This is a genomic window from Rahnella sp. CJA17(1/100) (assembly GCF_963881615.1).
GTDB classification, from domain to species: domain Bacteria; phylum Pseudomonadota; class Gammaproteobacteria; order Enterobacterales; family Enterobacteriaceae; genus Rahnella; species Rahnella aceris.
On sequence record NZ_CAWOJA010000022.1, the window covers coordinates 471,869 to 496,829 of the forward strand.

Below are 24,961 nucleotides of genomic sequence, written 5' to 3' on the forward strand. Positions count from 1 at the left end.
ACGACATTATTTTCAAGAAGAAGGTCAAATAATTTGATAGGGGAAAATGGGCGTGGCCCCAATAAAAAAGCCAACCGGTCAGGGTTGGCTTTCATTTTTGCGCTTAACGGCAAATGTCAGTTTGCCAGGAAGCGTTTTTCATCTGTCAGCACCTGAAGCAGCAAGCCAAGCTCGGGTTTCTGATCTTTAATCCGCTTGCCGTTAATGTCAAAAGCGCGGTAATCCCCGTTATTTTCCAGTTCCAGCGTCTGGTCCGGGGTGGTGATCACCAGCGTACCGTCGTCGCTGGTCGTGACCCAGTTATGGCGACGCTTCGCAGCGAACAAATCTTCGCCCTGCGAGTAATCCGCCGGGGCCGTAGTGACGTGCAACAGGCGCTGCATCAGCGTGGTCATCACATCGGCATGATCCGTCAGCTTATCGATATTCTGCGCCGGTGTGCCCGGCCAGTGAATGATCAGCGGAACCTGCAACTGGCGGCGGTTCATCGAGTTACCTGACCCCCAGGTGCCATTCTCGTTGAATTCAATACCGTGTGAGGCGGTAATGACTACCACGGTTTTCTCCAGCTCTCCGCGGTCTTTTAACGATTGCAGGATGGCCTTGATTTGATCATCCACGCCCAGTGCACCGTTCTGATAGCGACGAATAAAGGTGTTACCGGTTGGCACACTGGCCCCGTCCTGACGCAATGCACTGCTGATGCCGTTGAGGTTCACGTAGGAGAACCACGGTCCGTTGCCAAGGCCATTCAGCCATTGTTGCCATTGATAAACGGTTTGCTGGTCAGTCTGTTTGACTGGCGGCGGCAAGGTGAAATCGGTCAGTAACGCCTGGCGGTACAGCGGGCTGTTAAAACCGTCTGAGGCAAATAAACCAAATTCGTAACCTTGTTGCTCCAGCGATGTCACCAGCGCAGAAGGTTTACGCGCTGCCAGAATGCCCTGCATATAGCTTGGCGAAATCCCGTAGAACAGGCCGAACTGCCCGGTGTCATTACGGTTTCCGGAACTGAAATGCTGATCAAAACGAATGTTATGTTTGGCAAAATCACTCAGTGCTGGCATGTCTTTATCCAGCGTGGCGGTATGGACACCGTCGAGTACCACCATCAGCAAATTATACTTCGATCCGGTTTTCGCGAAGCTGAGGGTATTCAGCGGATATTCCACGGCCAGCGCTTCAGGGTTGCCTTGTTCGATCAGCCGTTTCTGGTATTCACCGGCATTCAGCAAGCCGTGTTTTTCAAGGAATTTGCGCGCCGTCATCGGATACGACAGTGGCAGATTCGCGCGCTGCATGGTGATCGGACGATAGAAGTTGGCATCCGCCCAGATATACATCAGATGCGAAGCAAAGAAACTGGCAATGAACAGCACGACAATCGGCTTGGCGAAATTACGGCGGTTCAGGCTGCGCAGCTTTTGCCACGCCCAGGTACCAAACAGCATTTCGAGCAGGAATATCACCGGCACAGCAATAAACATCAGCTGCCAGTCGCGTGCCATCTCGCCCTGAACGGGATTGACCACCAGTTCCCACACAACCGGATTAATATGCAAGTGGAAACGGGTAAAGACTTCGGTATCGACCAGGAGCAGGGTCAGCCCGGCGGTAGCCAGAATAGCGGATAAGAACCGCAGCAGGCGTTGCGACATCACCACGAAGGTGAGCGGGAAGATGATCAGTAAATATGCCGAGAAACCGATAAAACTGAAATGCCCAAGCCAGCTGACCAGCGCGTAAATGCGCCCCTGCAATGAAGAAGGCCAGTCAGAAACAAACAGGTAGCGGCTGCCGATCCCAAGAATGAGCAGGATATTAAACAGGGCGAACCAGTGGCCCCAGCTGATCATCTGGGATACTTTTTCGCGATAGCGCTGACGATTTGTCACCATGAGAGGGTTTGGGCAAGTTGTGAATTAATGGGCTTTATCTTCTCTTATCGACGCTTGCAACGCTTTCGCAAAGGACTGCGACAAGGCTTTGCGCTGTGCAGGAGCGACGCTGGTATTAATAAGGTTTGTCACCATATTGCCCAGAACCATCAGAGACAGGTCTGTCGGGGCGCGGTGTTTTTCCAGAACTGTCGCCAGCTCGGAAAGGAGCTGTTCAACGTGTTCGTCACTGTAACGGGATGATTGTGCCATAGAGTATTGTGCTTCTTGATCCGACAAAGTCCAATATCTTAGCGTATCACGCCTCTGTTTTCCGCATTTTTATAACCCCTTCACACTTCGGGTTGCAGATGCGTTGACTGCACTCAGTCACCCGAATCACTTACCGGCGTAAGCTCATCGGGATTTCTTCGTTTGCCGCCTTCCTGCAACACGAATTATTTTGGGTTTTTTCTCGCATCAAACTCTTATTTCTAAGGCATGAGCGGTTGCGGCTTTGACGCTTCGGTGTTTGAATACGCCCCGCAGACAAACCCTTCTTACACGGCTGCAATTCTTACAGGAGAAAATCCCCATGAGTCTGGATCTCGAGCAGATCGCTCTGCACCAGTTGAACAAACGTGATGAGCAAACGCTGGATGTTGTGCTGCGTGATACGCTTCTGACGCCCAATGCTGCCGTTGATGAAATGATGGCAGAACTGCACCGCGTCTACAGTGCAAAAAGCAAAGCGTACGGTCTGTTCAATGAAGACAGCGAGCTGGCAGTCGCATTACGCAGTTGCCGCAAAGGGGACGACGATTTCCTGTCATTCAGCCGCGCTGCCACTGGCCGTCTGCGTGACGAACTGGCGAAATACCCGTTTGCCGAAGGCGGCGTGGTGCTTTTCTGTCATTACCGCTTCCTGGCAGTCGAATATTTACTGGTTGCCGTGCTGAACAGCCGCAGCAGTATGCGCGTCAATGAACAGCTGGATGTCAGCAGCATTCATTATCTCGACATCAATCATGCGGATATTGTGGCGCGTATTGATTTGACGGAATGGGAAACCAATCCGGAATCGACCCGTTACCTCACCTTCCTGAAAGGCCGGGTAGGGCGCAAAGTCTCTGACTTCTTTATGGATTTCCTCGGCGCATCCGAAGGTCTGGATACCAAGGCGCAGAACCGTGGCCTGCTGCAGGCGGTTGATGATTTCTGTACCGAAGCGCAGCTCGATAAAAACGAGCGTCAGAATTACCGTCAGCAGGTTTATACCTACTGCAACGAGCAACTGCAGGCGGGCGAGGAGATCGCGCTGGATGATCTGTCCGAAGAACTGCCGCCGTGGAATGACAAGAAATTTAAAGAATTTACCCAGGAGCAGGGCTATCAGCTGGAAGAAACCTTCCCGGCCGACCGCAGCACCTTGCGTCAGCTGACCAAATTCGCCGGCAGCGGCGGCGGTCTGAGCATCAACTTCGATGCCATGCTGATGGGCGAACGCATTTTCTGGGATCCGGCCACGGATACCCTGACCATCAAAGGCACACCGCCGAATTTGCGGGATCAGTTACAGCGCAAAGCGGGTAATAAATAATCGCACCCTCCCCTGCGAAGGGGAGGGTTGGGGTGGGGTATTAAAGCAAAATCAAGATGTTGAAGTGTGCTTTAGAAAAGGGTATTAGCCCTTAAAACCCCCACCCAACCTCCCCCTTCGCAGGGGGAGGAGCAAATCAGAATAGCGCCCAATAAAAAACGCCGCATAAGCGGCGTTTTTTATTTGTTCTCGCACGGCGTCCCGATGCGCAACAACTCAGTCAGCGATTAAACGCGAACGAAGTCGATGTGAGCCAGTTTTGGCTTGAACGGGTGACGCTGTACAGCCTGAACTTTAACTTTGGTTTCTTTACCGTCGATAACCAGAGTAATTGCTTCAGAGTAGAACTCCGCTTTAACTTCCAGATTCTTGACAGAATCGTGGTCCAGTTTGATAGAAACCGGAGCAGCTGAGCCACCGTAAACGATAGCTGGGAATTTGTTTGCTGTACGCAGGCGGCGGCTCGCACCTTTGCCCTGCTCGTCCTGTGGACGTACTTCTACATTGATAGTGATCATTGTATGTTTCTCGATTAGAACTACTTCTAAAATGTGCCCCGCCACCTGCGACCGAGTGACGAGTTGAGTACTGCGGCTTTCACACAAGGCGAAAGCGGGCGGTATGATACCGGAGTCGGCGCGCAGCAACAACGAATAATTACCGATTTGGTCATCCCAGTTACCCGCGCAGTTCATTAGCGCGCCGGTAGCGGCCTTCATAATCAAACATTTTTTCCCGCACCTGCCAGAACTGGCCTTTCATGCGCGCCACCACAAAATCCGGATGACGCAATAAAATCTGCTGCGCGACGATATCCGCGGCGGTATTCCATTCCAGCGGTACGCCCGGCGCGCGCTGGTGCGGGCGCAGGAAGTTATGCAGAAACGCCATGCGCTGGGCAGGCGTCGTCAGGCGAAAGCGCTCGGAAACGTCAGCACCGTCTTCATCGTAATAAGTAATCTTCAGCCATTCGCCTTTGTCGTCGTGCCCGTTTTGCAGATTCATACCACCACAGCGCAGCACCAGTGCATCTTTCAGGCGCAGCGCGGCTTTCAGCATATCATCGGGATCGACCAGAATTTCCTGACACTGATGACAACGCCGTGCGGCGATATCGTTCTCGGCGCCACAGTGCGGACAGCTTTTAAAGCGAAAGCGGAAATCACATTGCTCGCGGTTGCCTTCATCGTCTTCCAGCACGCCCTGACAGCGACGGCCAAAATGCTCGATGACTGTGCCGTCTTCGGTGGTTTTTCCCCAGAAAATATTGGCGAAACCGCAGGCCGGGCAGAACACCTGCACCGGTTTGTTATCACCTGCCGGTTTATGGCTGCCGACTTCCGGCGTAAACAGGTCATGCGGGTTTCCGGCGTAATCGAGGATCAGGCAATCCGTTTTGCCTGGTGCGAGCCGCAGCCCGCGTCCGACAATTTGCTGATACAGACTGACGGATTCGGTCGGGCGCAGGATGGCGATAAGATCCACATGCGGTGCGTCAAAGCCGGTGGTCAGCACCGATACATTCACCAGATAGCGTAACTGCTGCGCTTTAAACGCGGTAATCAGCCTGTCCCGTTCCACCGCGTGTGTTTGTGCGCTGATCAGCGCCGCTTCGCCTTTCGGCAGCAGACCGAAAATTTCACCGGCGTGTTCCACCGTCGAGGCAAAAATCATCACCCCTTTGCGATCCTGCGCGAACTCAATAATCTGGCTGATGATGTGCGGCGTGATGCGCTTTTGCTGGCGTAATTCGTCATTCAGATCGGCTTCACTGAACAGACCATTACTGCTGGCCTGCAGGCGGCTGAAATCGTAACTGACTACCGGCATATCGAGCCGTTCCGGCGGTACCAGAAAGCCGTTTTTAATCATGTAACGCAATGGCAGTTCATAGATGCAGTCGCGGAACAGGCTGTTGGCATCGCCGCGTACAATGCCCTGATGGTGATACTGATAAATCCAGCCCTTGCCCAAACGGTAGGGCGTGGCGGTCAGGCCGAGCAGCCGCAGGCGCGGGTTTTGTGCTTTGAGATGGCCGATGATTTGCTGATACTGACTGTTGTCATCGTCGGAGATACGGTGGCATTCATCGACAATCAGCAGGGAAAACTCACCGCTGAACTCCGCCAGGTTAGGCGCGACGGACTGCACGCTGCCAAATATCACTTTGCCGCTGCTTTGCTTGAGATTCAGGCCTGCGGCGAAGATATCGGCTTCCAGCCCGTAAGAAAGGTATTTGCTGTGGTTTTGCGCCACCAGTTCTTTGACGTGGGCGAGCACCAGCACACGCCCGCGGGCAACGCGCGCCAGTTCGGCAATCACCAGACTTTTTCCCGCGCCGGTCGGCAGCACAATCACAGCCGGTTCGTCGTGCTGGCGAAAATGACGCAGCGTGGCATCCACGGCATCTTGCTGGTAAGGGCGGAGGGTAAAAACAGTCACGCGATGATCACCTGTTCGTTATTGAGTTAACTTACCTGTTTATAAAAACAGTAATGCAGTATGCCAAGAAATCCGGCTGATGGCGATGAGCAAAGAAATCGCCCGCTGTGAATGTTTAGCCTGCTTATTTTCCTTCTTCCTTGCAGGATGCACGGCTATACTAATGCGCTCAATGCGGCAGTATTTCTGCCCCCCCGAAGTAATAATAACTCTTTGCAATTATTACGAACCGAACAACCCTGAACCCTGTCAGTTGCTGTATTGCGACGGCGGGGTCTTGTGTTTTATCAGTAACGCGATCACTCAGATCGCCATGAAGGCAAGTCGATCCAATGCGTCTGGACAAGTTTCTCTCTCAGCAATTAGGCGTAAGCCGCGCGCTGGTTTTGCGCGAACTGCGTAACAAACGTGTCACCGTAGACGGTGAAATCGTCAAAACCGGCTCAATGAAAATCAGCCCTGAACAACGCGTCGAGTTTGATGGCAATGTGCTGGATCAAATCACCGGCCCGCGTTATTTCATGCTCAACAAACCGCAGGGATACGTGTGTTCTACCGATGATCCGGATCACCCGACCGTGCTGTATTTCCTCGAAGAACCCGTTGCCTACAAACTGCATGCCGCGGGGCGTCTGGATATCGACACCACCGGTCTGGTGCTGATGACCGACGACGGTCAGTGGTCACACCGCATCACCTCGCCGCGTCATCACTGCGAAAAAACCTATCTGGTGACGCTCGAACATCCGCTGGCTGATGACACCGCCGCGCAGTTTGAGGCCGGTGTGCAGTTGCATAACGAAGATTCCCTGACCAAACCGGCACAGCTCGAAAAAATCGAAGACTGTCTGGTGCGTCTCACCCTCAGCGAAGGCCGTTACCATCAGGTAAAACGCATGTTTGCCGCCGTCGGTAACCGTGTGGTTGCGTTGCACCGTGAACGTATCGGCGAGATTGTGATGGATGAAGATTTAGAACCGGGTCAGTACCGTCCGTTAACTGAGCAGGAAGTGGCCAGCGTTGGCGTTCCTTCGCGATAGTTTTTTCGATAACTGGAGCAGCTGAAAGTGCAAGAAAAACCGGTCTCCCACGTCGGACTGATTTTCATCCTGGGATTGATATCGATGCTGATGCCTCTGGCCATCGATATGTATCTGCCAAGTATGCCCGTGATCGCACAGGAATATGGCGTTCCGGCGGGCAGCGTGCAAATGACGCTCAGCGCTTACGTGCTGGGTTTTGCAATAGGGCAGCTGTTTTACGGACCGATGGCGGACAGCCTCGGGCGTAAGCCGGTTATCTTCTGGGGCGTGATGATCTTTGCCGTCGCGGCCGGTGCCTGTGCGCTGGCGCAGTCGGTCGAGCAACTGGTCTGGATGCGTTTCCTGCACGGTCTGGCAGCCGCTGCCGCAAGTGTGGTCATCAACGCGCTGATGCGCGATATGTTCACCAAAGATGAATTCTCGCGAATGATGTCTTTTGTGGTGCTGGTGATGACGGTTGCGCCGCTGCTGGCACCGATGCTCGGTGGTTTGCTGATGGCCATATTCAGCTGGCACGCGATTTTCTGGGCAATGGCCATCGCCGCGCTGATTGCCGCGACGCTGGTGGGCGTCTATATCAAAGAGACACTGCCCAAGGAACGACGGCAGAAATTTCATCTGCGTACCAGCGTCGGTAACTTTGCGTCCCTGTTCCGTCACAAACGTGTGCTCAGTTATATGCTGGCGAGTGGTTTCTCATTTGCCGGGATGTTCTCTTTCCTCAGCGCCGGTCCGTTTGTTTACATCGAACTTAATGGCGTTTCGCCGCAGAACTTCGGCTTTTACTTTGCGCTGAACATCGTCGCACTGGTCATTCTGACACTCATCAACAGCCGTAACGTGCGCCGTACGGGCGCGGTGAAAATGTTCCGCTTCGGGTTGTTTGTGCAACTGACGATGGGGATGTGGCTGGTGATCGTTTGTACCTTCGGATTGCCATTCTGGGCGATGGTGATCGGTGTGGCGGGGTATGTCGGTGTGATTGCGATGGTGACGTCTAACGCCATGGCCGTCATTATGGATGACTTCCCGCACATGGCCGGTACAGCCGCTTCACTGGCGGGGACGATTCGTTTCGGAACCGGTGCGGCGATTGGTTCTGTGCTGTCACTGTTTACGGCGAAAAGCGCCTGGCCGATGGTCGGTTCAATGGCGTTTTGCATACTGGCGGCGACGCTTTTGTATCTCTACGCCAGCCGTCCGGTGAAAGTGTCTGCGGAAACGGCATAACTTGTCTCCCTGGCGGGGGAGGTGCAAAGTCCGATTGATCTGCTGGTTTTACAGACGTAGAAGCAGGGTTCGGTCTGCTCCCTCCCCTGCGAAGGGGAGGGCTGGGGTGGGGTATTAAGGTCAAAATCAAAAAGGTAAAGTGTGCTTTGACAAGATGTTAGCCCTTAAAACCCCCTCCCAACCTCCCCCTTCGCAGGGGAAGGAGCAAAACCAGCACCGTTTTCTCTGCTTCGTGCTGGATCATTAAATCACTTCTGCTTTCACTCCCTGAACCCGGCGCGCCGCTTTGGCACGGGCATATTCGTCGGCCATGGCTTTGGCCTTCGCCCCCGGTACCAGCGCCATATCGCACTCTTTTGGCAGCAACGTGGTGACTGCCGCGGCAATCAGTAATGAGGCCACCAGGGCATAAATCGCGGTGCTCTGGCCGTAGAGACTGACCAGCACGCCGACCAGATACGGACCGCAGAAACCGCCCAGATTCCCCAGACCGTTGATCACACCCCGTGCGCTGCCTGCCACTTCCGGCGTGGTGACTTTACCCGGAATGGTCCAGAAGGCGCTGGTGGCGGCTTGCAGGAAGAAACCGGCACCGACCAGGAAACCGTAGGCCGCCATGATGTTATGGCCAAATGCGACAGAGGCCGCCAGACAAGCTGCGAAACCACACAGCGGCAGGGCAATGAACATACGACGCTTACCGGTTTTATCCGACAGCACCGACATCGCCAGGATCCCCAGCATGGTGCCGACGTAAGGGATAATCGCCAGCATACCCACTGAACTCATGTCACCGCCGGTCAGGTTTTTCAGGATGGTCGGCAGCCACAAGGTATAGCCGTAAATCCCGGTCTGATAGAAGAAGTTTATGATGATCAGTTTGACGATAGACTTGTTACGGAACACCTCTTTCAGCGGCGCGTTATTCACCGGTGCCAGGGCTTTCAGGGCTTCGCGTTCGCGGTTCAGTTCCGTCACCAGATAGTCGCGTTCACGCTCTGACAGCCATTTCGCTTCTTCCGGACGGTCGCTGATGGTGAACCACCAGAAAATCATCACCACGAAAGATAATGCCCCTTCGATGATGAACAACCAGCGCCAGTCGAGCGTATCAAGAATCAAACCGGACAACGGCGCGGTGATCATCCCGCCGAGCGGCGCGAACATCAGCACGTAAGCATTGGCGCGGCCACGTTCTTTATCAGGGAACCAGTTGCTGACCATCGTCAGCACTACCGGCAGCATCCCGCCTTCTGCCACACCCAGTGCAAAGCGCAGGAACAACAGCTGATACTGATTGGTGATAAAGCCGGTCAGGATGGAGATCACCGCCCAGGCAATCAATGAGCAGGCAATGAATTTCCGTCCGCTGCCGTGTACCGCCAGGCTGCCGCCCGGCACCTGCAGGAATAAATAGCCGATAAAGAAGATACCGGCGGCCAGACCGGCCATTGAAGCGGTAATCCCTAATTCCGCGTCCATCCCGCCGGGCATGGCGAAACTAATATTGACCCTGTCCATGAAGGAAATAATGCAAGCGATAAGGATTGGCGTTATTACTCGAAGCCAGCGAGCCTTAGGAATCTTATTATCCATATTCTTTCCTCTGTGTGCCTGTAACCGGTGATGGCTTAATAAAAGCATTTTGAGGAAAGTATTTCGTGACAGGAGTCACGTTGAATTATGTTAAGAAAAGGTGTTACCACTTACGTGATCCTGCACCGGAGTTGGCGTGCAGGACGAAGGGGGAGAAATGGACGGGAAAGGAGGATTAAATGGTGCCGCCGAGGGAAATACGGTAATGCAAATCCACCCTTTCGATCGTCGGCAGGTTCCTGATTTTTTTGAGCAATATCTCTGCCACCACTTTCCCCATCTCAAAGCGCGGAGTGATCACGCTGGCTAATAATGGTGTGGTGGCGAGGCCGATATCCAGCCCGTGGAAACCGGAAATTGCCATATCCTGCGGGACGCGGATCCCCTGTTTGATACATTCTTGTAACACGCCGACGGCAATATCGTCATTGGTACACAAAATAGCGTTGGTCTGCGGATATAACTGACGCGCCATGGCCAGCATGCCCGCACCGATAGATACCGACGACACTTTATTAGGCGTGATATGCACCGGCGTCAGCCCGCGTTCATCCATTGCGCGGCTGTAACCCTGATAACGCTTCTGGTCGCGGGCATCTGACATCGAACCGAAATACACCACATGTTCTTTGCCGCTGGCGAGCAACGTATTCGCCATATCGTAACCGGCCTGCTGGTTATCAAAACCGACGGCAATACGCCCGTGCGGATCGTCGAGATCCATCACCTGCGCAACAGGAATTTCTGCGGCATTCAGATACTTATCGGCTTTCAGGGTATGCACGGAATCCGTGAGGATCAGCCCGGCAAGCTGGTAACCGAGCAGATTAATGATGTGTTCTTCCTCGCGCTCTTTGCTGTAATCGTAATTGACTACCAGTGTCTGAAAGCCCTGCGCGGAAGTGACCGACTCAATGCCCGCCAGTAAGTCGGAGAAAATCTGGTTGTTAAATGACGGCACTAAAATGCCGATACGCGGCGCTTTGGCCGGTCCGCGGGCTTCTTCCAGCGGATATCCCACTTCTTCCATCACCTTCGTGATGCGTTCGCGGGTTTCAGGAGACACCTTTTCCGGCGTGCGCAGAAAACGGCTCACCGTCATCTTCGTGACATCCGCCAGTTGGGCGATGTCCTGTAGTGTCACGCGCTGGTTTCTCATGCGGAGTTTTCCTGATTGGGCCTGCAAATATACCTTGTTATTGAAACAGAAAGCGCCGGAGATTGTTATCAAAATGATGATGATCACACCCGGAGTAACAGGGTTTTTTAACATCCCGTCAGGTGACCTGCATCACAGTTTAGCGCGGGGTAAACCGGTGTAGTGAAGCTAACTTTTTAAATCAGCGTTCAATAAGGCCAACGTCATGACAAATCTCTTCTCACTGGACAATAAAAAGATTCTGATTACCGGCTCGACGCGCGGTCTGGGTTTCCTGCTGGCGAAAGGGCTGGCGCAGCATGGCGCGGAAATTATCGTTAACGGTACACAACAGGAATCCACGCAAAAAGCAGCCGAAGCCCTGCGTGCTGAAGGCTTTATCGCCCATGCCGTGCCGTTTGATGTCACCTGCAGTCAGGCGGTGAATCAGGCGATTGACCATATCGAAAGCACCATCGGGCCGATTGATGTGCTGGTGAATAACGCCGGTATCCAGCGCCGTCATAAATTCACCGAGTTTCCGGAAAAAGACTGGGACGATGTGATTGCCGTAAACCAGAAATCTGTGTTCCTGGTATCGCAGGCGGTGGCGCGTTACATGATCCAGCGCGAGCGCGGCAAAATTATCAATATCGGTTCCATGCAAAGCGAGCTGGGCCGCGACACCATCACGCCGTATGCCGCCTCAAAGGGTGCAGTAAAAATGCTGACCCGTGGCATGTGCGTTGAACTGGCACGCTACAATATTCAGGTGAACGGCATCGCGCCGGGCTATTTCAAAACTGACATGACCCAGGCGCTGGTCGATAACAAAGAGTTCTCCGAATGGCTGTGTAAACGCACGCCGGCTGCACGCTGGGGCAATCCTGAAGAACTGGTGGGCGGTGCAGTGTACTTATCTTCAAAGGCGTCAGATTTTGTGAATGGTCATCTTTTATTCATCGATGGCGGCATGTTAGCTGCGGTATAGGAGGCCCAATGAACAAAATCGCATTAATCACTGGCGGGGGCAGCGGTATCGGCCTGAGCGCCGCGAAAGCGCTGGAAGCGATCGGATTTAAAGTGATTCTGGCCGGGCGTAATAAGGCAAAACTCGACCAGGCGGTCGCGTTGTTTACACCGGGGCAGGCGGCGGCACGTCAGCTGGATGTGACCAGCCCGCAATCGGTGGCCGCGCTGTTTCAGGATATTAAGGAAACCTACGGGCGGCTGGATTTGCTGTTCAATAACGCCGGTAATAACGTGAAGGATGTGCCGATCGAACAACTGCCGGTGGAAGACTGGTTGTCGGTGATCAATACCAACCTGACCGGTGCTTTTTTGTGTACGCAGGCAGCGGTAAAACTGATGAAACAACAAACGCCGCAAGGCGGACGTATCATCAACAACGGTTCGATTTCGGCGCAGTCGCCGCGCCCGAATTCTGCGCCGTACACCGCCAGCAAGCACGCGATTACCGGACTGACCAAATCCACCGCGCTCGATGGTCGCGCGTTCAACATTGCCTGCGGGCAAATTGATGTCGGCAATGCGGCGACGGATATGGGCAATAAAGCGCTGGCAGGCAGAATGCAGGCGGACGGACATATCGCTGAGGAACCGGTAATCCCGGTGGAGCGCGTCGGTGAGGCGGTGGCGTTTATGGCCGGTTTACCGCTCGACACTAACGTGCTGACCATGACCGTAATGGCGAGCGCCATGCCGCTGGTCGGGCGCGGTTAGTTTTCAGATCCGCATATAAAAAACGGCCCAAACAGGGCCGTTTTGCATTTCAGTGTACGGATTACGCTGCTTTGGTTTTGCGTTTCCGGCCAAGCCAGAAAATCAGCACCAGCAGAACAATCACGCCAGCCACCATTGCAGGAGCCATAAACGGTTGCAGTTTCGCCAGTAATGTCACCGGACCGCCTGCGCGTAACACCGCGACATCATGTGCGCTGACCTGAATGGCCGCATTGCCGTAGTTTTTCAGCACGTAGTTGGAGATGTCAGCAATCTGCTGATCATCTAACTGACCGACATACGAGCCCACGCCAAATTTCGGCATCAGTACGTGATGGTCGCCGACCTGTCGTTCCACGCCGTAAAGAATGGCGGAAATCAGATTAGACGCATTACCCATGCCGGTGGCGGTATTGTTGAACAGCGACGGATATGCCTGATTTTCGCTGCCAGAACCGTCCGGCTGGTGGCAACTGGCGCAATAACCGCTGAACAGTGCCGCACCGTTGTCGATGGTTTTGTTCGCATTAAACGGGTGCGCGCCGCGTAAACCTTCTTCCACGTTCACCGGTTTACCGAAGGTGTCCGCCGCCTGCGTATCACGCGGGTCACGCACCGGCGTGCTGTTTTTCAGGTAGAAGGCAATCGCGTTCAGATCGGTGTCAGACATATATTGCAGACTGTTTTGAACCGCTTCCGCCATACCGCCCGCTGCCTGGTTTTTCCCGGCGGTGCGGCCCGTTTTCAGGTATTCCACCAGCTGAGGTTGCGACCAGTTACCAATACCACTGACCGGATCCGAGCTGATATTCGGGGCATACCACGGGCCGACCATGCCGCCTGCCAGCGGTTTATCGGTCACAGAACCCATCATCAGGTTACGTGGCGTATGACAGGTATCACAGTGGCCGGCACCGTTGACCAGATACGCACCGCGGTTCCATTGTTCACTTTTCGACGGATCCGGCTTAAACGGCGTGCTGTCGAGATACATCATGTTCCAGCCCGCCATCGCAATACGCATGTTGAACGGGAACGGCAGGGCAGTTTCAACATTCGGTTGTTCGACCGGCTTCACACCCTCTTTGAAATAGACATACAGCGCATGCATGTCGGCATCGCTCATATGACTGTAGGAAGTGTAAGGCATGGCCGGATACAGATTGGCACCGTCAGGGCGAACACCATCCCGCACCGCGCGGGTGAACTGTGCCTCGGTGTAATTACCGATACCGAACTGTTTCGACGGTGTGATGTTGGTGGTGTAAATCGTGCCCATCGGTGAATGGATTTCATAACCACCGGCAAACGCTTTACCGCCTTCCGGGGCAGTATGACAGGCCTGACAGTCGGCGGCTGTCGCCACTTCTTGCCCCTGACGGATCACTTCAGCCTGATTGTCCGCAGCGAAGGCGAATCCGCTTAGCGATGTGCCCAGCAGGCAGGCGGTGAGAAGTTTCTTCATGCGGCACCTGCCAGTTTTTTCGCCATATCATCGGCGGCTTTCAGGCCGAGTGCGGCCATGGTCAGCGTACTGTTCACCACGCTGGAGGACGGGATCGCGCCGCCGCCCGGCAACCACAGGTTAGCGTGGTCGTGTGCGCGGCATTCGCCGTTGACTACAGAATCTTTCGGATCACTGCCCATGATGGTGCCGCCCATGATGTGGTTATTGGCGTTCAGGCTGGTGGTGATATTGAATTCTTCTGCCATGAACAGGGAACCGATATGCTCAAGCTGCTTGTGAGCCGCTTCTGCGCCTTTGCGCACGTAATCCCCGACATCGTAGTGAATATCCGGGCATGGCAGACCGTGTGGATCTTTACGGGTGGTACTGAGTGTCAGGCGGTTATTTGGATCCGGCAGCGGTTCCAGGCTGATGGACAAATCCACGCCAAAGATGGAACGGCGGCGGATTTCTTCATCCAGCTCTTTGCCCACCAGCCCCATCTGCAACGCTTTAGAGGTCGCAGGGATCACGCGGCTGATGTTGTTGAGGATCATTTTGTTGGCAGAATAGTCTTTGCGGAAATCGCCATCGCGCGGGCCGACCAGACAACTGCTCTGCGCGGGACCACGACCGATCCACAGCGGCTCTTTGGCGATAAACGTGCAGTGGAAACCGGAGTGATCCATCATGTTACGACCAACATGATCAGACGAATTGGCGATACCGTTTGGATTTTTTTCGTTAGCGGCCATCAGCAACAGGCGTGGCGTCTCGATGCCGTTACAGGCCAGCGCGAACACTTTACCGGTCGCTTTATGCGATTTCTTCTGATTATCCAGCCAGTGAACGGCGGTCACATTGTTGTTTTCATCCGTGTCAATTTTGTAGACCACCGCTTCAGCCAGTACCACGGCACCTTTGTTCTCAGCGCGTTCGACGTGCGCAATTCCGTTATACATCGCACCAATCGGGCAGATTGGCTGGCAGTTGTTGTTGCCACAACAGGTCGGGCGGCCATTCCACGGACGGGTACTGCGACCCTGCGGAATTGGCACGGAACGGTAACCGTGCGGGTTAACGATTTCAGCAAAACGGGTGTCGCCGTAACCGTAAGGCACCTGTTCCATCGGATAGGGTTTGCTGCGCTCAGAAGGCGACTGCAACTCAGGGTCATTCGGACCGGCTACGCCGATTTCTTCTTCAGCACGGCAGTAATAAGGTTCGAGTTCATCATAGGAAATTGGCCAGTCGCGGCCCACGCCGTACAACGTTTTCATTTTGAAATCGTTGGGAACGTGACGCCAGCAGGATGCTGCCCAGTGCCAGGTGGTGCCGCCGACGGTGCGCAGATAACCTTGTTTGAAGCTGCTGGCACTCGGCCCGGTCAGATGGACGTAGTTATTTTCCGGGAAGTACAGCGGTGCGGGGGCTTTTTCAGACTGCGGATAAAGCCCCTGGAAGTCAGAGCCAGCGCGGTTTTCGAAAGGCATGTTGCGCCAGTTTTCAACGGCCTGCGCGCGCTCAATGCGCAAACCAGCTTCCAGCACCAGAACGGAATATCCCTGGCTGACCAGCTGATCGGCAATCATGCCGCCCACGATACCGGAACCGACAACAATCACATCAGCAGACGCATCACCGTCTGCCGTAAATTCTGGTTTTTTCATCAGGCTTTGCTCACAACATGTGTTTCAGAAGGATTAGTAAAACGATCAGCATCCATGGATTCAGGCATCGCAGCGGCGGGAGGTGCGGCGGTGAAGTACAGCGGACCGTTTCCGCAGTAAGTGGGCACAATCAGGCCGTCACTGACCGGGCGATACATCAGCGCATCTTTGTATGCAATTAAAATGGAATCGGTTCCATGTCCAACCGTGCCAGTATACCAGGCGGTGACGATGCGGGTCACCAGTTCACCCAAACCGTTTTGCTTTGCCACTTCCTGCAAATCCTTCGCTGCCTGACCGGGTTTCACCAGCGCGTGTAGTTTGCTGACCTGCGCAGGGAAGTCGGGTTGTGAGCGATAGAATGCGTTGAAAATCTGTGCGGAAGAGCCTTCGCTGATATTTTTATGTTCAGTGATAGCCTGCGATACCAGGTAGAACTGGCCGAAGATAACCGGATCCTGCGTGGCGGTTTCTTTCTCCGCCTGGCTCAGGAACGGGAAACCGAGCAGGGTAGTTGCCACCATCGCAGACGTCAGGCCTTTGAGGAGTTCACGACGACTGAAACCGGTTCCATTTTCGGGTGTGTTGCTTCCAATGATTGAAGGATCGTTTTCCATCTCTTTCTCTCTGGGAATGGGTTTTTGCCAAAAGGCAGGGAGTTCGCTGTCTGATTCTTATTATAATTTGCGTAATACGAGATTTATCAGCGGGTTAGTTTTGCCGATGTCTGTCCCGATAGGGTATACCACTTATAACGATGCGGATGATAAGCCAGAGAAGAGGGATTTGTGCAAACAAATTGTGCGGATTTATTAACATTAGATCCAGATTTTAACGTATGATGCGCGACGATAAAAAATGTAACCAACAGGTTCATTTCAAAATGAAATTAACCGATACCGCATCATTCTTAACTCCTCTGACTTAACTATCCTGTTGATATTAATCATTTTAGTGCGTAATTGGTCATGTTTACGTAGTTTGATTTGTATATTAAATGTAAAAAAATAAGGGACGAAAGGTAGCGACAATTGATTAAAGTGGTTGTTAATAAAGGCGTAAAAGGTTACAAATAAGCCAAAATGAGATCTGCCTCTCAATATGGTCGGGAGCAGACATAAAATTAGCAACAGTCTGTCAATTTGTATCCTATTACGTTAATTCAATGTTAATAATTTGAACGAAGAGTAGGCAAAGAGCAGCCTGTCGGCTATAACTTAAGCAGTGTGGTTGTAGCTATTTTGTAAAAACAGCGTGTAAATAATTTGCATGTATCATTGTCTGGGGAACGACGTGAATAATATCCAACTTTCGGTAGTACATCGTTTGCCGCAAAGTTATCGCTGGTTGTCAGGTTTTGCGGGTATCAAAGTTGAACCGATTCCGCTGCCTGGTAATGATGAAGATAACAATCTGATCGGCCTGAAACTGCTCAGCCATGAGGGCGAATTCGCCTGGCAGGTGATGCATCAGCTCACTGATGCATTAGAAGATATTCAGGTAAAAGCGGCGATTGTTGAAATCGACGGCGAGCCGTGTTTATTCGTTCATCGTGAAGATGAAAGTGCCACGCTCTGCTGCCTGAAAAATATCGGCGCAGCGATCGCGGAATCTGTAACCGCACTTTATCCTTTCTGACACGCCGCAATCCCGAGGCATTCCGGCGTGTTTTGCCTGCGTCTCAGCGCTGGTGGGTGTCGAAAGCCTCTGACGCGGCCAGTAATTCGCGGGTATAAGCCTGCTGCGGTGCAGTAAAAATCTGCTCACACTCTCCCTGTTCGACCACTTCTCCGTTTCGCAACACCATCAGCTGATGGCACAAAGCCCGCACCACGTGTAAATCGTGACTGATAAACAGATATGTCAGGCCGTGACGTTGCTGTAACTCACTTAAAATGGTCAGAATCTGCGCCTGAACCGATTTATCCAGCGACGACGTAGGTTCATCCAGGATCAGCATTTCCGGTTGTAAAATTAACGCACGGGCGATCGCGATACGCTGGCGCTGGCCGCCAGAAAACTCCGTCGGGTAGCGGTGGCGGGATTGCGGATCCAACCCCACTTCCTGCATTGCGCGGATCACTGCTTTATCGCGCGCCTGTTCACTGACGTTGCGATGCACCAGCAGACCTTCAGCGATGATTTGCCCGACGGTAAAGCGCGGATTTAACGCAGAGAAAGGATCCTGAAACACCACCTGAATCCGGCTGCGGAACGGCAGCATTTTCTTACGCGAGAAAGCATGCAGTGGCTGGCCGTCAAACCAGATTTCCCCTTGAGATTTGAGCAAACGCAGCAATGCCAGCCCGGTGGTGCTTTTGCCTGAACCGGACTCGCCCACCACACCGAGACTTTCTCCCCGGCGAAGCTGGAAACTGACCTGGTTCACCGCGTGTTTGATGCCGACCGTGCGACGCAGCAGGCCGCGTTTGACGGGAAAACCGACATCCAGATTTTTCACATCCAGCAGAACAGGCGGTTTGCCGGTCAGCGGCTGCGGGCGACCCTGTGGTTCGGCTTGTAACAGCTGGCGGGTATAAGGGTGCTGAGGCTGGCTGAAAAGTGCGGTACGTGATTGCTGCTCCACGACGCGCCCGTGTTGCATGACTGCTACGGTGTCTGCCAGACGGCGCACTATGCGCAGGTTATGGGTGATAAACAGCATCGCCATCCCCATTTCCTGCTTGAGCTCGTCGAGCAGCGATAAAATCTGTGCCTGCACGGAGACGTCCAGCGCGGTGGTCGGTTCATCGGCAATCAGCAGCTTTGGCCTGGTTAGCACCGCCATGGCAATCATCACGCGCTGGCGTTCACCGCCGGAAAGCTGGTGCGGAAAATCCCGCAGGCGCGAGGCGGCCTGACGAATACCCACGCGATCCAGACAGCGCAGAATTTCAGTGCGTGCCGCATCACCGTGAAGATTACGGTGCAGCGTCAGCACTTCAGTCAGCTGTTTTTCGATGGTATGCAGCGGATTTAGCGACACCATCGGTTCCTGAAATATCATCGAAATCTGGTTGCCGCGGATCTGGCGCAATGTGCTGGCATCTGCGTTCAGTAAGGATTGTCCGGCAAACAGAATGTCGCCTTGCGGATAGACCACGGAAGAGGGCAGCAGGCGCAACACTGACAGCGCCGTGACGCTTTTGCCGGAGCCGGATTCACCCACCAGCGCCAGCGTTTCACCGGCACGGATATCGAGCGACACATTGCTGACCACTTCACGTTGCTGTTTTCCCTGACGGAATGCGACGCTGAGATTTTTGATTTGCAGTAACGGGGCGGATAACGCAGCGTCTGTCATTTCAGAGCACCTCATTATGGTGTGCGGACGGATTGAAGGCATCGCGAACGGCTTCACCAATGAAAATCAATAATGACAGCAGCGCGGCCAGCACCACGAAAGCGCTGATCCCAAGCCACGGCGCCTGCAAATTATTCTTCCCTTCCATCAGCAGTGTACCCAGCGATGGCGAGCCCAGCGGCAGGCCGAAACCGAGAAAATCCAGTGACGTCAGTGTGGTGATCGAGCCGCAAAGAATAAACGGCAGATAGGTCAGCGTGGCGACCATCGCATTGGGCAGCATATGACGCCACATGATAGCGCGGTCGCTGACGCCCATCGCCTGTGCGGCACGGATGTAATCAAAGTTGCGGGTGCGCAGGAATTCCGCACGCACCACACTGACCAGCATCATCCAGCCGGAAAGCACGGTGATCAACAGCAGCCACCAGAAGTTGGGTTGCACCACGCTGGCCAGAATAATAATCAGGAACAGCGTCGGAATGCTCGACCACACTTCGATAAAGCGCTGCCCGAGCAAATCGATTAATCCGCCGTAATAGCCCTGCGTGGCACCGACAATCATGCCAATCACGGAGGTCATCGCCGTCAGCAGAACGCCGAAGAACAGCGAAATCCGCAACCCGTAAAGGATTTGCGCCAGCACATCATGCCCGTTACTGTCGGTGCCCAGCCAGTTTTGAGAAGAAGGCGGTGAAGGGAAGGGCTGCGCGGTAGAAAAGTTAATGGAGTTATAACTGCTGCGGATCGGTGCCCAAATCGCCCAGCCGTGATCTTCAATCTGGCGCAGGACAAACGGATCCTGATAATCGGCCGGTGTTTCCAGCTCACCACCAAACGTCGTTTCGCTGTAATTGACCAGAAACGGCACGTAGAGATGCCCCTGATAGCGTGCCAGCAGCGGTTTGTCGTTGGCGAGGACGTTGGATAACAGCACCAGGATCAGCATCACCATGAAAATCCACAGTGACCAGAAGCCGCGCCGGTTCTGGCAAAAACGCGCCCAGCGCGCCTGACTGACGGAGTTCAGTTTAAAAAGGCTCATTACTGGCGGCCCTCAAAATCAATACGCGGGTCAACCAGCGTGTAAGTGATGTCGCTGACGATATTGAGCAGCAATCCAATCAGCGTGAAAACATACAGCGTGCCGAAAATCACCGGGAAATCGCGCTGTACGATAGCGTCGTAGCCCAGCAATCCCAGCCCCTGTAAGGAGAACATCACTTCAATCAGCAACGAGCCGGTGAAAAACATGCTGATAAAAGTGGCCGGGAAACCGGCGATCACCAGCAGCATCGCGTTGCGAAAAACGTGCCGGTACAAAATTTGTTTTTCGTTCAGCCCTTTCGCGCGCGCAGTCACCACATATTGTTTACCGACTTCATCCATGAACGAGTTTTTGGTCAGCATCGTCAGGGTCGCAAACCCGCCAATCACCGTCGCCAGCACCGGCAACGTAATATGCCAGAGGTAATCAGTTACTTTGCCGTACCACGGCAGGGTATCGAAATTCGGCGACGTCAGGCCGCGCAGCGGGAACCAGTCGAGATAACTGCCGCCGGTGAATAGCACAATCAATAAGATGGCAAACAGGAAAGAGGGAACGGCATAACCGACAATGATGACGGAGCTGCTCCAGGTATCGAATTTCGTGCCGTTGCGCACCGCTTTGCGGATCCCGAGCGGGATCGACACCAGATAGATAATCAGCGTGCTCCACAGGCCAATGGTAACGGAAACCGGCAGCGCGCTTTTCACCAGTCCCATAACGGATGAGCCGCGGAACAGACTGTCGCCAAAATTAAAGCGAACATAGTTGGATAACATCTCGAAATAACGCACATGCAGCGGTTTGTCGAAGCCGAAGCGGTGGGTGATTTCGGCAATGACTTCCGGATCCAGGCCCCGTGCGCCGCGATACTGACCTTCACCAAACTGCGCTAAACCCGGCGACGCTTTGCCATTTCCGCTGCCCGCGCTGGCACCCGGTAAACCGCCTGACTGCCCCATTTCAATAGCGGCAATCGCCTGATCAACAGGACCGCCGGGAGCAATCTGCACAATAAAAAAGTTAATGGTGATGATCGCCCACAACGTGGGGATCACCAGAAGCAGTCGTCTTAAAAGATAGGCGGCCACAGTATGCTCCTCAGCGGCGTTGCGCAGGTAAACGGGCTGCGCGGTTAACGTCGTACCACCATGTGTCCAGTTCCATTCCGTTGGATGGGGTGACGGCTGGCATCGAGAATTTATCCCAGTAAGCGTAGCGCTCGTGATGGGTGTACCACATTGGGATCATCAGCATATTCCAGGTCAGCACACGGTCGAGCGCATGCCCCAGCGACAACAGGGCATCAGGTTTGCCCTGATTGGCGGCGATTTCGTCGGTCAGCTTGTCAATGGCCGGATCGCTGACACCTGATTTGTTATAGGTGGAATCGAGATATTTACTGTTCCAGTAAATCTGCAAATCGCTGCTCGGATACGACGTGGCGGGATAAACCGTCGGCAGCATATCGTAATCTCGCTGGCGCATACGGCGCACGAACTGCGAATTATCCACTTCACGGATCGACATCTTAATGCCCAGTCGCTGTAAATTATGCTGGAACGGCAAGACGTACTGTGAATTCCCGCCGCCAGGTAACAGCAGCTCGAAGGTAAACGGCTTACCGGTTTTGCCATTCACCAGCACCTGATTTTTCACTTCCCAGCCCGCTTCTTTCAGTAATGCGGTGGCTTTCAGCAGATTTGCGCGGTCATTACCGGTGCCGTCAGAGCCGGGTGGCTGATACAGTGCGCTAAAGACTTCAGGCGGCACTTGGCCTTTCAGCGGCCCCAGCCACGCCAGTTCTGCGGAGTTCGGATAATCTTTTGCCGCGTAGTCGGTATTCTGGAAGTAACTGTTCACCCGCTGATACGCCCCGAAATACAGCGCCTTGTTCATCCAGTCAAAATCAAAAGCCAAAGTGATGGCTTCGCGTACCTTGCGGTCGGCGAATTGCGGGCGATGGATATTGAATGCCAGCCAGCGGGTATCCTGCGCTGCCTGATTTTCCACATCAGCTTTAACGATAAAGTTTTTGCTGAAATTACCGCCCTGATATTGCGTCGCCCAATGTTTCGGCGAGGTTTCCATGCGGAAATCAAACGCGCCGGACTTAAACGCCTCCAGCGCCACATTGTCGTCGAGGTAATAGTCGTAGCGGATGGTGTCAAAATTATAGCGGCCCCGGTTGACGGGCAAATTGGCCGCCCAGTAATCCGGCACGCGGGAATAGGTGATGTACTGACCGAGTTTGTAATCGCTGATGCGGTAAGGCCCGCTGCCCGGCGGCGGTGTACTCAGCGGTTCATTGAATTTATGCTTTTCCCAGAATGTCTGCGGCAAAATCGGCAAACCGAGCAGGCCGAGCATCATGTCTTTATCCGCTTTCGGCAACACCATGCGTACTGTCAGGCGCGAAATGGCTTTTACTTCCACACCTTTATACACCACGCGAAATTGCGGTACGCCTTCGGTCATGAATTTTCGGAAGCTGAAGGCCACATCACTGGCGGTAATCGGGGTATTGTCGTTGAAACGGGCGCGCGGATTGATATCCACTTCGACCCAACGGTACTGGCTGTCATAACGGGCAGAGTCGGCGATCAGCGGATAATAACTGCCAGTCTCATCGCTGGAGGTGGTAAACAGGCTGTCGTAAAGCGAGCCGCTGCGCGCAGCCGGATTGCCGCGAGACGCGAAGCGGTTGAAGTTGTCGTAAGTACCAATGGCCGCCAGTGTGATCTGACCGCCTTTCGGGGCGGCAGGATTGACGTAGTCAAAACTGGTGAAGTTTGAGACATACTTGGGCTCGCCTAATATGGCGAACGCGTAACTGTCCTGTATGACTTCAGCTTGTGCGCTGAGACTCAGCAGGCACAGCACACCGGCAAAAACGCGAGAAAACATCCTGAATCTGCACTCCTGTGATGACGACAGCATAATGCGGCATTGCCGCGGGCTATTTCGATATTAATCAATTGAAAGCAAAGATTTTGTCACGCACGACTCTTCGGTTTTGTCCCTGATTTTGGCCTTTTTATCACAACCGGATGCAGACGCCTAAAAGAAAAACGGAACAAAAGATGCGGGACTGATGCAGGTCAAATCTGCCAGGTGGCTTCTTTCTCATTGAAATCACGTATAAAGTCCAGCAGCTCAGGAACACCGAGCGATTTGCTGTACAGATATCCCTGTAAATAGGTCACGCCGTGATTGCGCAGATACTCCGCCTGCATCTGGGTTTCGACGCCTTCGGCTACGGTTTTGATCTTCAGTTCTTCCGTGAGTTTAAGGACGGTATCCAGCACCGGGGCGATCAGGGTGTTCTGATCAATCGACATGACAAAGCCGCGGTCAATTTTCAGATAATCCAGCGTGAACTTCTCAAGATAGATCAGCGCGCTATGGCCGGTGCCAAAATCGTCAATGGCTATTTCAATCTTATGGCGGCGCAGCCAGTTAAATTCCCGTAATGCGCCTTGTGTATCAATCATTCCACGTTCTGTAATTTCGAATACCACCTGGAAAGCATTCTCAGGTAACGCTTCAATAAAATTCATCACATCGTCATGAAAGCTGATTTTGTTCATATGGTGAGGGGAAATGTTGATACTGAGTTTGCCCGGACCGGGAAAAGCGTGCTGCAAGGTATGGGCGTCCGCCGCCACCAGAGCCATCATATGTTGAGTCAGGTCGACGATAAGCCCCTGATTTTCAGCATAGCTGATAAAAACATCGGGCGGAATGGGCCCCTCAATGGGGTGCTGCCAGCGCAGCAGGGCTTCAACGCCAGTTACCTTCAGGCTTTTTGAGTCGATAACCGGCTGATATTCAACAAAGAATTCTTTATTTTTCAGCCCGCGCAGAACCTCACGCTCAACGTTATGGCGGTTCAGCAGGCTGTGGTAAATCAGCGCGCAAACCAGCATGCTAAGCAGCAGGCCGCCTGAGAACGTAAAGAGTATGTTATCGCGGGTCAGGGAAGGAGAGTAGAGACGAATGCTGAAAGGATAATTATCTATTTTGACTTGAGTAAAATGGCTGCGGGGCAAATCACTGACCTTGATCAGACCGGCCTGAGAAGAAATCAGTGCGCTCTCTCCCACCAGCAGTGCAAAACCCCGGTAGCCGGAACCTGGCTGCGCAAAAAGCATATACGGCGACAACGTCAGTTCCAGCGTTGCTATCACGCCATCGTCCGTTGCACCGGGGTTACGCTGCCATATTAGGATCACCGCGCGGTTCGGGACGGCAGGGGTGCCCATCTGCAGGCCGATACTCATGTTGTTATCAAATTCGAGGTCATGCAGGGTACTGTTTACAGGAATGTGCTGATTACCGGAAGCCGAGGAACAAAAAACGATGCCATTACGCACCAGCTGAAAATCACGAACACCAATGCTGAATGCGACGTCACGGTTTAATTCCCCGGCAATGGAATGGCAGGGTTCTGTCGTGAGCAGTCCGATTCTGTGCATCGTGTCGGTTAACTGGCGCAGATAATCAGCAGTAAATTGTGCCGTTCGTTGCGCGATTTCATTTTGTTCGCGGAGATTGTTGGTTTTAATAACGGTGAGGGTAACTGCGATAAATAAAATGAAAAACAGGGCTGAAAAAAGCAGGCTTCTCTTTAAATACAGATGTTTGGGCAATACGGTGTGTGTTAACGCCGTTTTTAAACCCATATGTTTTGCCCTTTTCGCGCAGAGGAAATAAAAGAATAACGTCGTCAAAAAATCAACAGACACTTCATACACTTTATTACAGGCATAAAAAAACGCCATCCAAAGATGACGTTTTTTTATTCGCTTGGCATAGGACAA

General features: G+C 53.3%; 20 protein-coding genes. 6 read left to right on the top strand and 14 right to left on the bottom strand.

The genetic code is table 11. From position 1 onward, the window contains the following. Positions 1 to 116: 116 nt before the first annotated feature. Together yejM and AACU55_RS13565 are read right to left on the bottom strand one after the other, a co-directional pair. Positions 117 to 1,898, bottom strand: coding sequence for an LPS biosynthesis-modulating metalloenzyme YejM (yejM, locus tag AACU55_RS13560; protein WP_013574632.1), 1,782 nt, complete (start codon positions 1,896 to 1,898; stop codon positions 117 to 119). A gap of 24 nt (positions 1,899 to 1,922) precedes the next feature. After that, entirely contained in the window at positions 1,923 to 2,150 is a 228-nt protein-coding gene (locus AACU55_RS13565; protein WP_015696497.1) for a YejL family protein, read from the bottom strand. 322 nt (positions 2,151 to 2,472) lie between these two features. On the opposite strand from AACU55_RS13565, the gene yejK reads away from it, so the two are divergent. Further along, positions 2,473 to 3,477: a nucleoid-associated protein YejK gene (yejK, locus tag AACU55_RS13570; protein WP_013574634.1), complete on the top strand. Its 1,005-nt coding sequence runs from the start codon at positions 2,473 to 2,475 to the stop codon at positions 3,475 to 3,477. Positions 3,478 to 3,704: 227 nt separating this feature from the next. Here yejK and rplY read toward each other — a convergent pair whose 3' ends face one another. Together rplY and AACU55_RS13580 are read right to left on the bottom strand one after the other, a co-directional pair. Beyond that, positions 3,705 to 3,995 carry a 50S ribosomal protein L25 gene (gene rplY / locus AACU55_RS13575; RefSeq protein ID WP_013574635.1) on the bottom strand — a complete coding sequence of 97 codons (291 nt, stop codon included), beginning with the start codon at positions 3,993 to 3,995 and terminating at the stop codon, positions 3,705 to 3,707. Between the two features lie 160 nt (positions 3,996 to 4,155). Further along, positions 4,156 to 5,919 carry a DEAD/DEAH box helicase gene (locus tag AACU55_RS13580; protein ID WP_134705613.1) on the bottom strand — a complete coding sequence of 588 codons (1,764 nt, stop codon included), beginning with the start codon at positions 5,917 to 5,919 and terminating at the stop codon, positions 4,156 to 4,158. Positions 5,920 to 6,251: 332 nt separating this feature from the next. Here AACU55_RS13580 and rsuA point away from each other — a divergent pair, with 332 nt between their 5' ends. After that, a complete protein-coding gene (gene rsuA, locus AACU55_RS13585) occupies positions 6,252 to 6,959 on the top strand; it encodes a 16S rRNA pseudouridine(516) synthase RsuA (RefSeq protein ID WP_013574637.1) in 708 nt (235 codons plus the stop codon). A gap of 27 nt (positions 6,960 to 6,986) precedes the next feature. Further along, entirely contained in the window at positions 6,987 to 8,192 is a 1,206-nt protein-coding gene (locus tag AACU55_RS13590; RefSeq protein WP_013574638.1) for a Bcr/CflA family multidrug efflux MFS transporter, read from the top strand. A gap of 243 nt (positions 8,193 to 8,435) precedes the next feature. On the opposite strand, the gene AACU55_RS13595 is transcribed toward AACU55_RS13590, so the two are convergent. Next, positions 8,436 to 9,788 (bottom strand): MFS transporter, encoded by a 1,353-nt coding sequence (locus AACU55_RS13595; RefSeq protein ID WP_037036162.1) that lies wholly within the window; start codon positions 9,786 to 9,788, stop codon positions 8,436 to 8,438. A 175-nt stretch (positions 9,789 to 9,963) separates the two neighbouring features. Beyond that, a complete protein-coding gene (locus AACU55_RS13600; protein ID WP_013574640.1) occupies positions 9,964 to 10,947 on the bottom strand; it encodes a LacI family DNA-binding transcriptional regulator in 984 nt (327 codons plus the stop codon). 205 nt (positions 10,948 to 11,152) lie between these two features. On the opposite strand from AACU55_RS13600, the gene idnO reads away from it, so the two are divergent. Together idnO and AACU55_RS13610 are read left to right on the top strand one after the other, a co-directional pair. Further along, positions 11,153 to 11,917: a gluconate 5-dehydrogenase gene (gene idnO, locus AACU55_RS13605; RefSeq protein ID WP_134705614.1), complete on the top strand. Its 765-nt coding sequence runs from the start codon at positions 11,153 to 11,155 to the stop codon at positions 11,915 to 11,917. 8 nt (positions 11,918 to 11,925) lie between these two features. After that, positions 11,926 to 12,669: an SDR family oxidoreductase gene (locus AACU55_RS13610; RefSeq protein WP_134705615.1), complete on the top strand. Its 744-nt coding sequence runs from the start codon at positions 11,926 to 11,928 to the stop codon at positions 12,667 to 12,669. Positions 12,670 to 12,730: 61 nt separating this feature from the next. Here AACU55_RS13610 and AACU55_RS13615 read toward each other — a convergent pair whose 3' ends face one another. The 3 genes from AACU55_RS13615 to AACU55_RS13625 are packed head-to-tail and all read right to left on the bottom strand — an operon-like array spanning position 12,731 to position 16,403. Continuing rightward, entirely contained in the window at positions 12,731 to 14,134 is a 1,404-nt protein-coding gene (locus AACU55_RS13615) for a cytochrome c (protein ID WP_134705616.1), read from the bottom strand. Further along, positions 14,131 to 15,786, bottom strand: coding sequence for a GMC family oxidoreductase (locus AACU55_RS13620; protein WP_112151188.1), 1,656 nt, complete (start codon positions 15,784 to 15,786; stop codon positions 14,131 to 14,133). Before AACU55_RS13620 ends, AACU55_RS13615 begins: the two co-directional genes overlap by 4 nt. Then, complete coding sequence (locus tag AACU55_RS13625; RefSeq protein WP_134705617.1) at positions 15,786 to 16,403, bottom strand: sorbitol dehydrogenase family protein; 618 nt, start codon at positions 16,401 to 16,403, stop codon at positions 15,786 to 15,788. The genes AACU55_RS13620 and AACU55_RS13625 overlap by 1 nt, the downstream gene beginning before the upstream one ends. 676 nt (positions 16,404 to 17,079) lie before the next feature. On the opposite strand from AACU55_RS13625, the gene AACU55_RS13630 reads away from it, so the two are divergent. Then, a complete protein-coding gene (locus AACU55_RS13630; protein WP_015689537.1) occupies positions 17,080 to 17,424 on the top strand; it encodes a YejG family protein in 345 nt (114 codons plus the stop codon). 43 nt (positions 17,425 to 17,467) lie between these two features. Here AACU55_RS13630 and yejF read toward each other — a convergent pair whose 3' ends face one another. From yejF to AACU55_RS13655, 5 genes are all read right to left on the bottom strand, one after another. Further along, a complete protein-coding gene (yejF, locus tag AACU55_RS13635; protein WP_037036151.1) occupies positions 17,468 to 19,090 on the bottom strand; it encodes a microcin C ABC transporter ATP-binding protein YejF in 1,623 nt (540 codons plus the stop codon). A gap of 1 nt (position 19,091) precedes the next feature. Continuing rightward, the gene (locus tag AACU55_RS13640; RefSeq protein ID WP_134705618.1) at positions 19,092 to 20,135 is read right to left on the bottom strand and encodes an ABC transporter permease; all 1,044 of its coding nucleotides are present in this window, start codon (positions 20,133 to 20,135) and stop codon (positions 19,092 to 19,094) included. After that, the gene (gene yejB, locus AACU55_RS13645) at positions 20,135 to 21,229 is read right to left on the bottom strand and encodes a microcin C ABC transporter permease YejB (RefSeq protein ID WP_013574649.1); all 1,095 of its coding nucleotides are present in this window, start codon (positions 21,227 to 21,229) and stop codon (positions 20,135 to 20,137) included. Before yejB ends, AACU55_RS13640 begins: the two co-directional genes overlap by 1 nt. A 10-nt stretch (positions 21,230 to 21,239) precedes the next feature. Next, positions 21,240 to 23,045, bottom strand: a complete 1,806-nt coding sequence (locus tag AACU55_RS13650) for an extracellular solute-binding protein (RefSeq protein WP_037036150.1) — start codon at positions 23,043 to 23,045, stop codon at positions 21,240 to 21,242. A 194-nt stretch (positions 23,046 to 23,239) separates the two neighbouring features. After that, on the bottom strand, positions 23,240 to 24,823 hold the full coding sequence (locus tag AACU55_RS13655; protein WP_240785634.1) for a cyclic di-GMP phosphodiesterase: 1,584 nt from the start codon (positions 24,821 to 24,823) through the stop codon (positions 23,240 to 23,242). Between the last annotated feature and the right edge of the window lie 138 nt (positions 24,824 to 24,961).

Excerpts from the sequence above, each read along its gene's own strand:
- yejM (WP_013574632.1), bottom strand. The coding sequence starts at position 1,898 with ATGGTGACAAATCGTCAGCGCTATCGCGAAAAAGTATCCCAGATGATC.
- AACU55_RS13565 (WP_015696497.1), bottom strand. The coding sequence starts at position 2,150 with ATGGCACAATCATCCCGTTACAGTGACGAACACGTTGAACAGCTCCTT.
- yejK (WP_013574634.1), top strand. The coding sequence starts at position 2,473 with ATGAGTCTGGATCTCGAGCAGATCGCTCTGCACCAGTTGAACAAACGT.
- rplY (WP_013574635.1), bottom strand. The coding sequence starts at position 3,995 with ATGATCACTATCAATGTAGAAGTACGTCCACAGGACGAGCAGGGCAAA.
- rsuA (WP_013574637.1), top strand. The coding sequence starts at position 6,252 with ATGCGTCTGGACAAGTTTCTCTCTCAGCAATTAGGCGTAAGCCGCGCG.
- AACU55_RS13595 (WP_037036162.1), bottom strand. The coding sequence starts at position 9,788 with ATGGATAATAAGATTCCTAAGGCTCGCTGGCTTCGAGTAATAACGCCA.
- AACU55_RS13600 (WP_013574640.1), bottom strand. The coding sequence starts at position 10,947 with ATGAGAAACCAGCGCGTGACACTACAGGACATCGCCCAACTGGCGGAT.
- idnO (WP_134705614.1), top strand. The coding sequence starts at position 11,153 with ATGACAAATCTCTTCTCACTGGACAATAAAAAGATTCTGATTACCGGC.
- AACU55_RS13610 (WP_134705615.1), top strand. The coding sequence starts at position 11,926 with ATGAACAAAATCGCATTAATCACTGGCGGGGGCAGCGGTATCGGCCTG.
- AACU55_RS13615 (WP_134705616.1), bottom strand. The coding sequence starts at position 14,134 with ATGAAGAAACTTCTCACCGCCTGCCTGCTGGGCACATCGCTAAGCGGA.
- AACU55_RS13620 (WP_112151188.1), bottom strand. The coding sequence starts at position 15,786 with ATGAAAAAACCAGAATTTACGGCAGACGGTGATGCGTCTGCTGATGTG.
- AACU55_RS13625 (WP_134705617.1), bottom strand. The coding sequence starts at position 16,403 with ATGGAAAACGATCCTTCAATCATTGGAAGCAACACACCCGAAAATGGA.
- yejF (WP_037036151.1), bottom strand. The coding sequence starts at position 19,090 with ATGACAGACGCTGCGTTATCCGCCCCGTTACTGCAAATCAAAAATCTC.
- AACU55_RS13640 (WP_134705618.1), bottom strand. The coding sequence starts at position 20,135 with ATGAGCCTTTTTAAACTGAACTCCGTCAGTCAGGCGCGCTGGGCGCGT.
- AACU55_RS13650 (WP_037036150.1), bottom strand. The coding sequence starts at position 23,045 with ATGTTTTCTCGCGTTTTTGCCGGTGTGCTGTGCCTGCTGAGTCTCAGC.
- AACU55_RS13655 (WP_240785634.1), bottom strand. The coding sequence starts at position 24,823 with ATGGGTTTAAAAACGGCGTTAACACACACCGTATTGCCCAAACATCTG.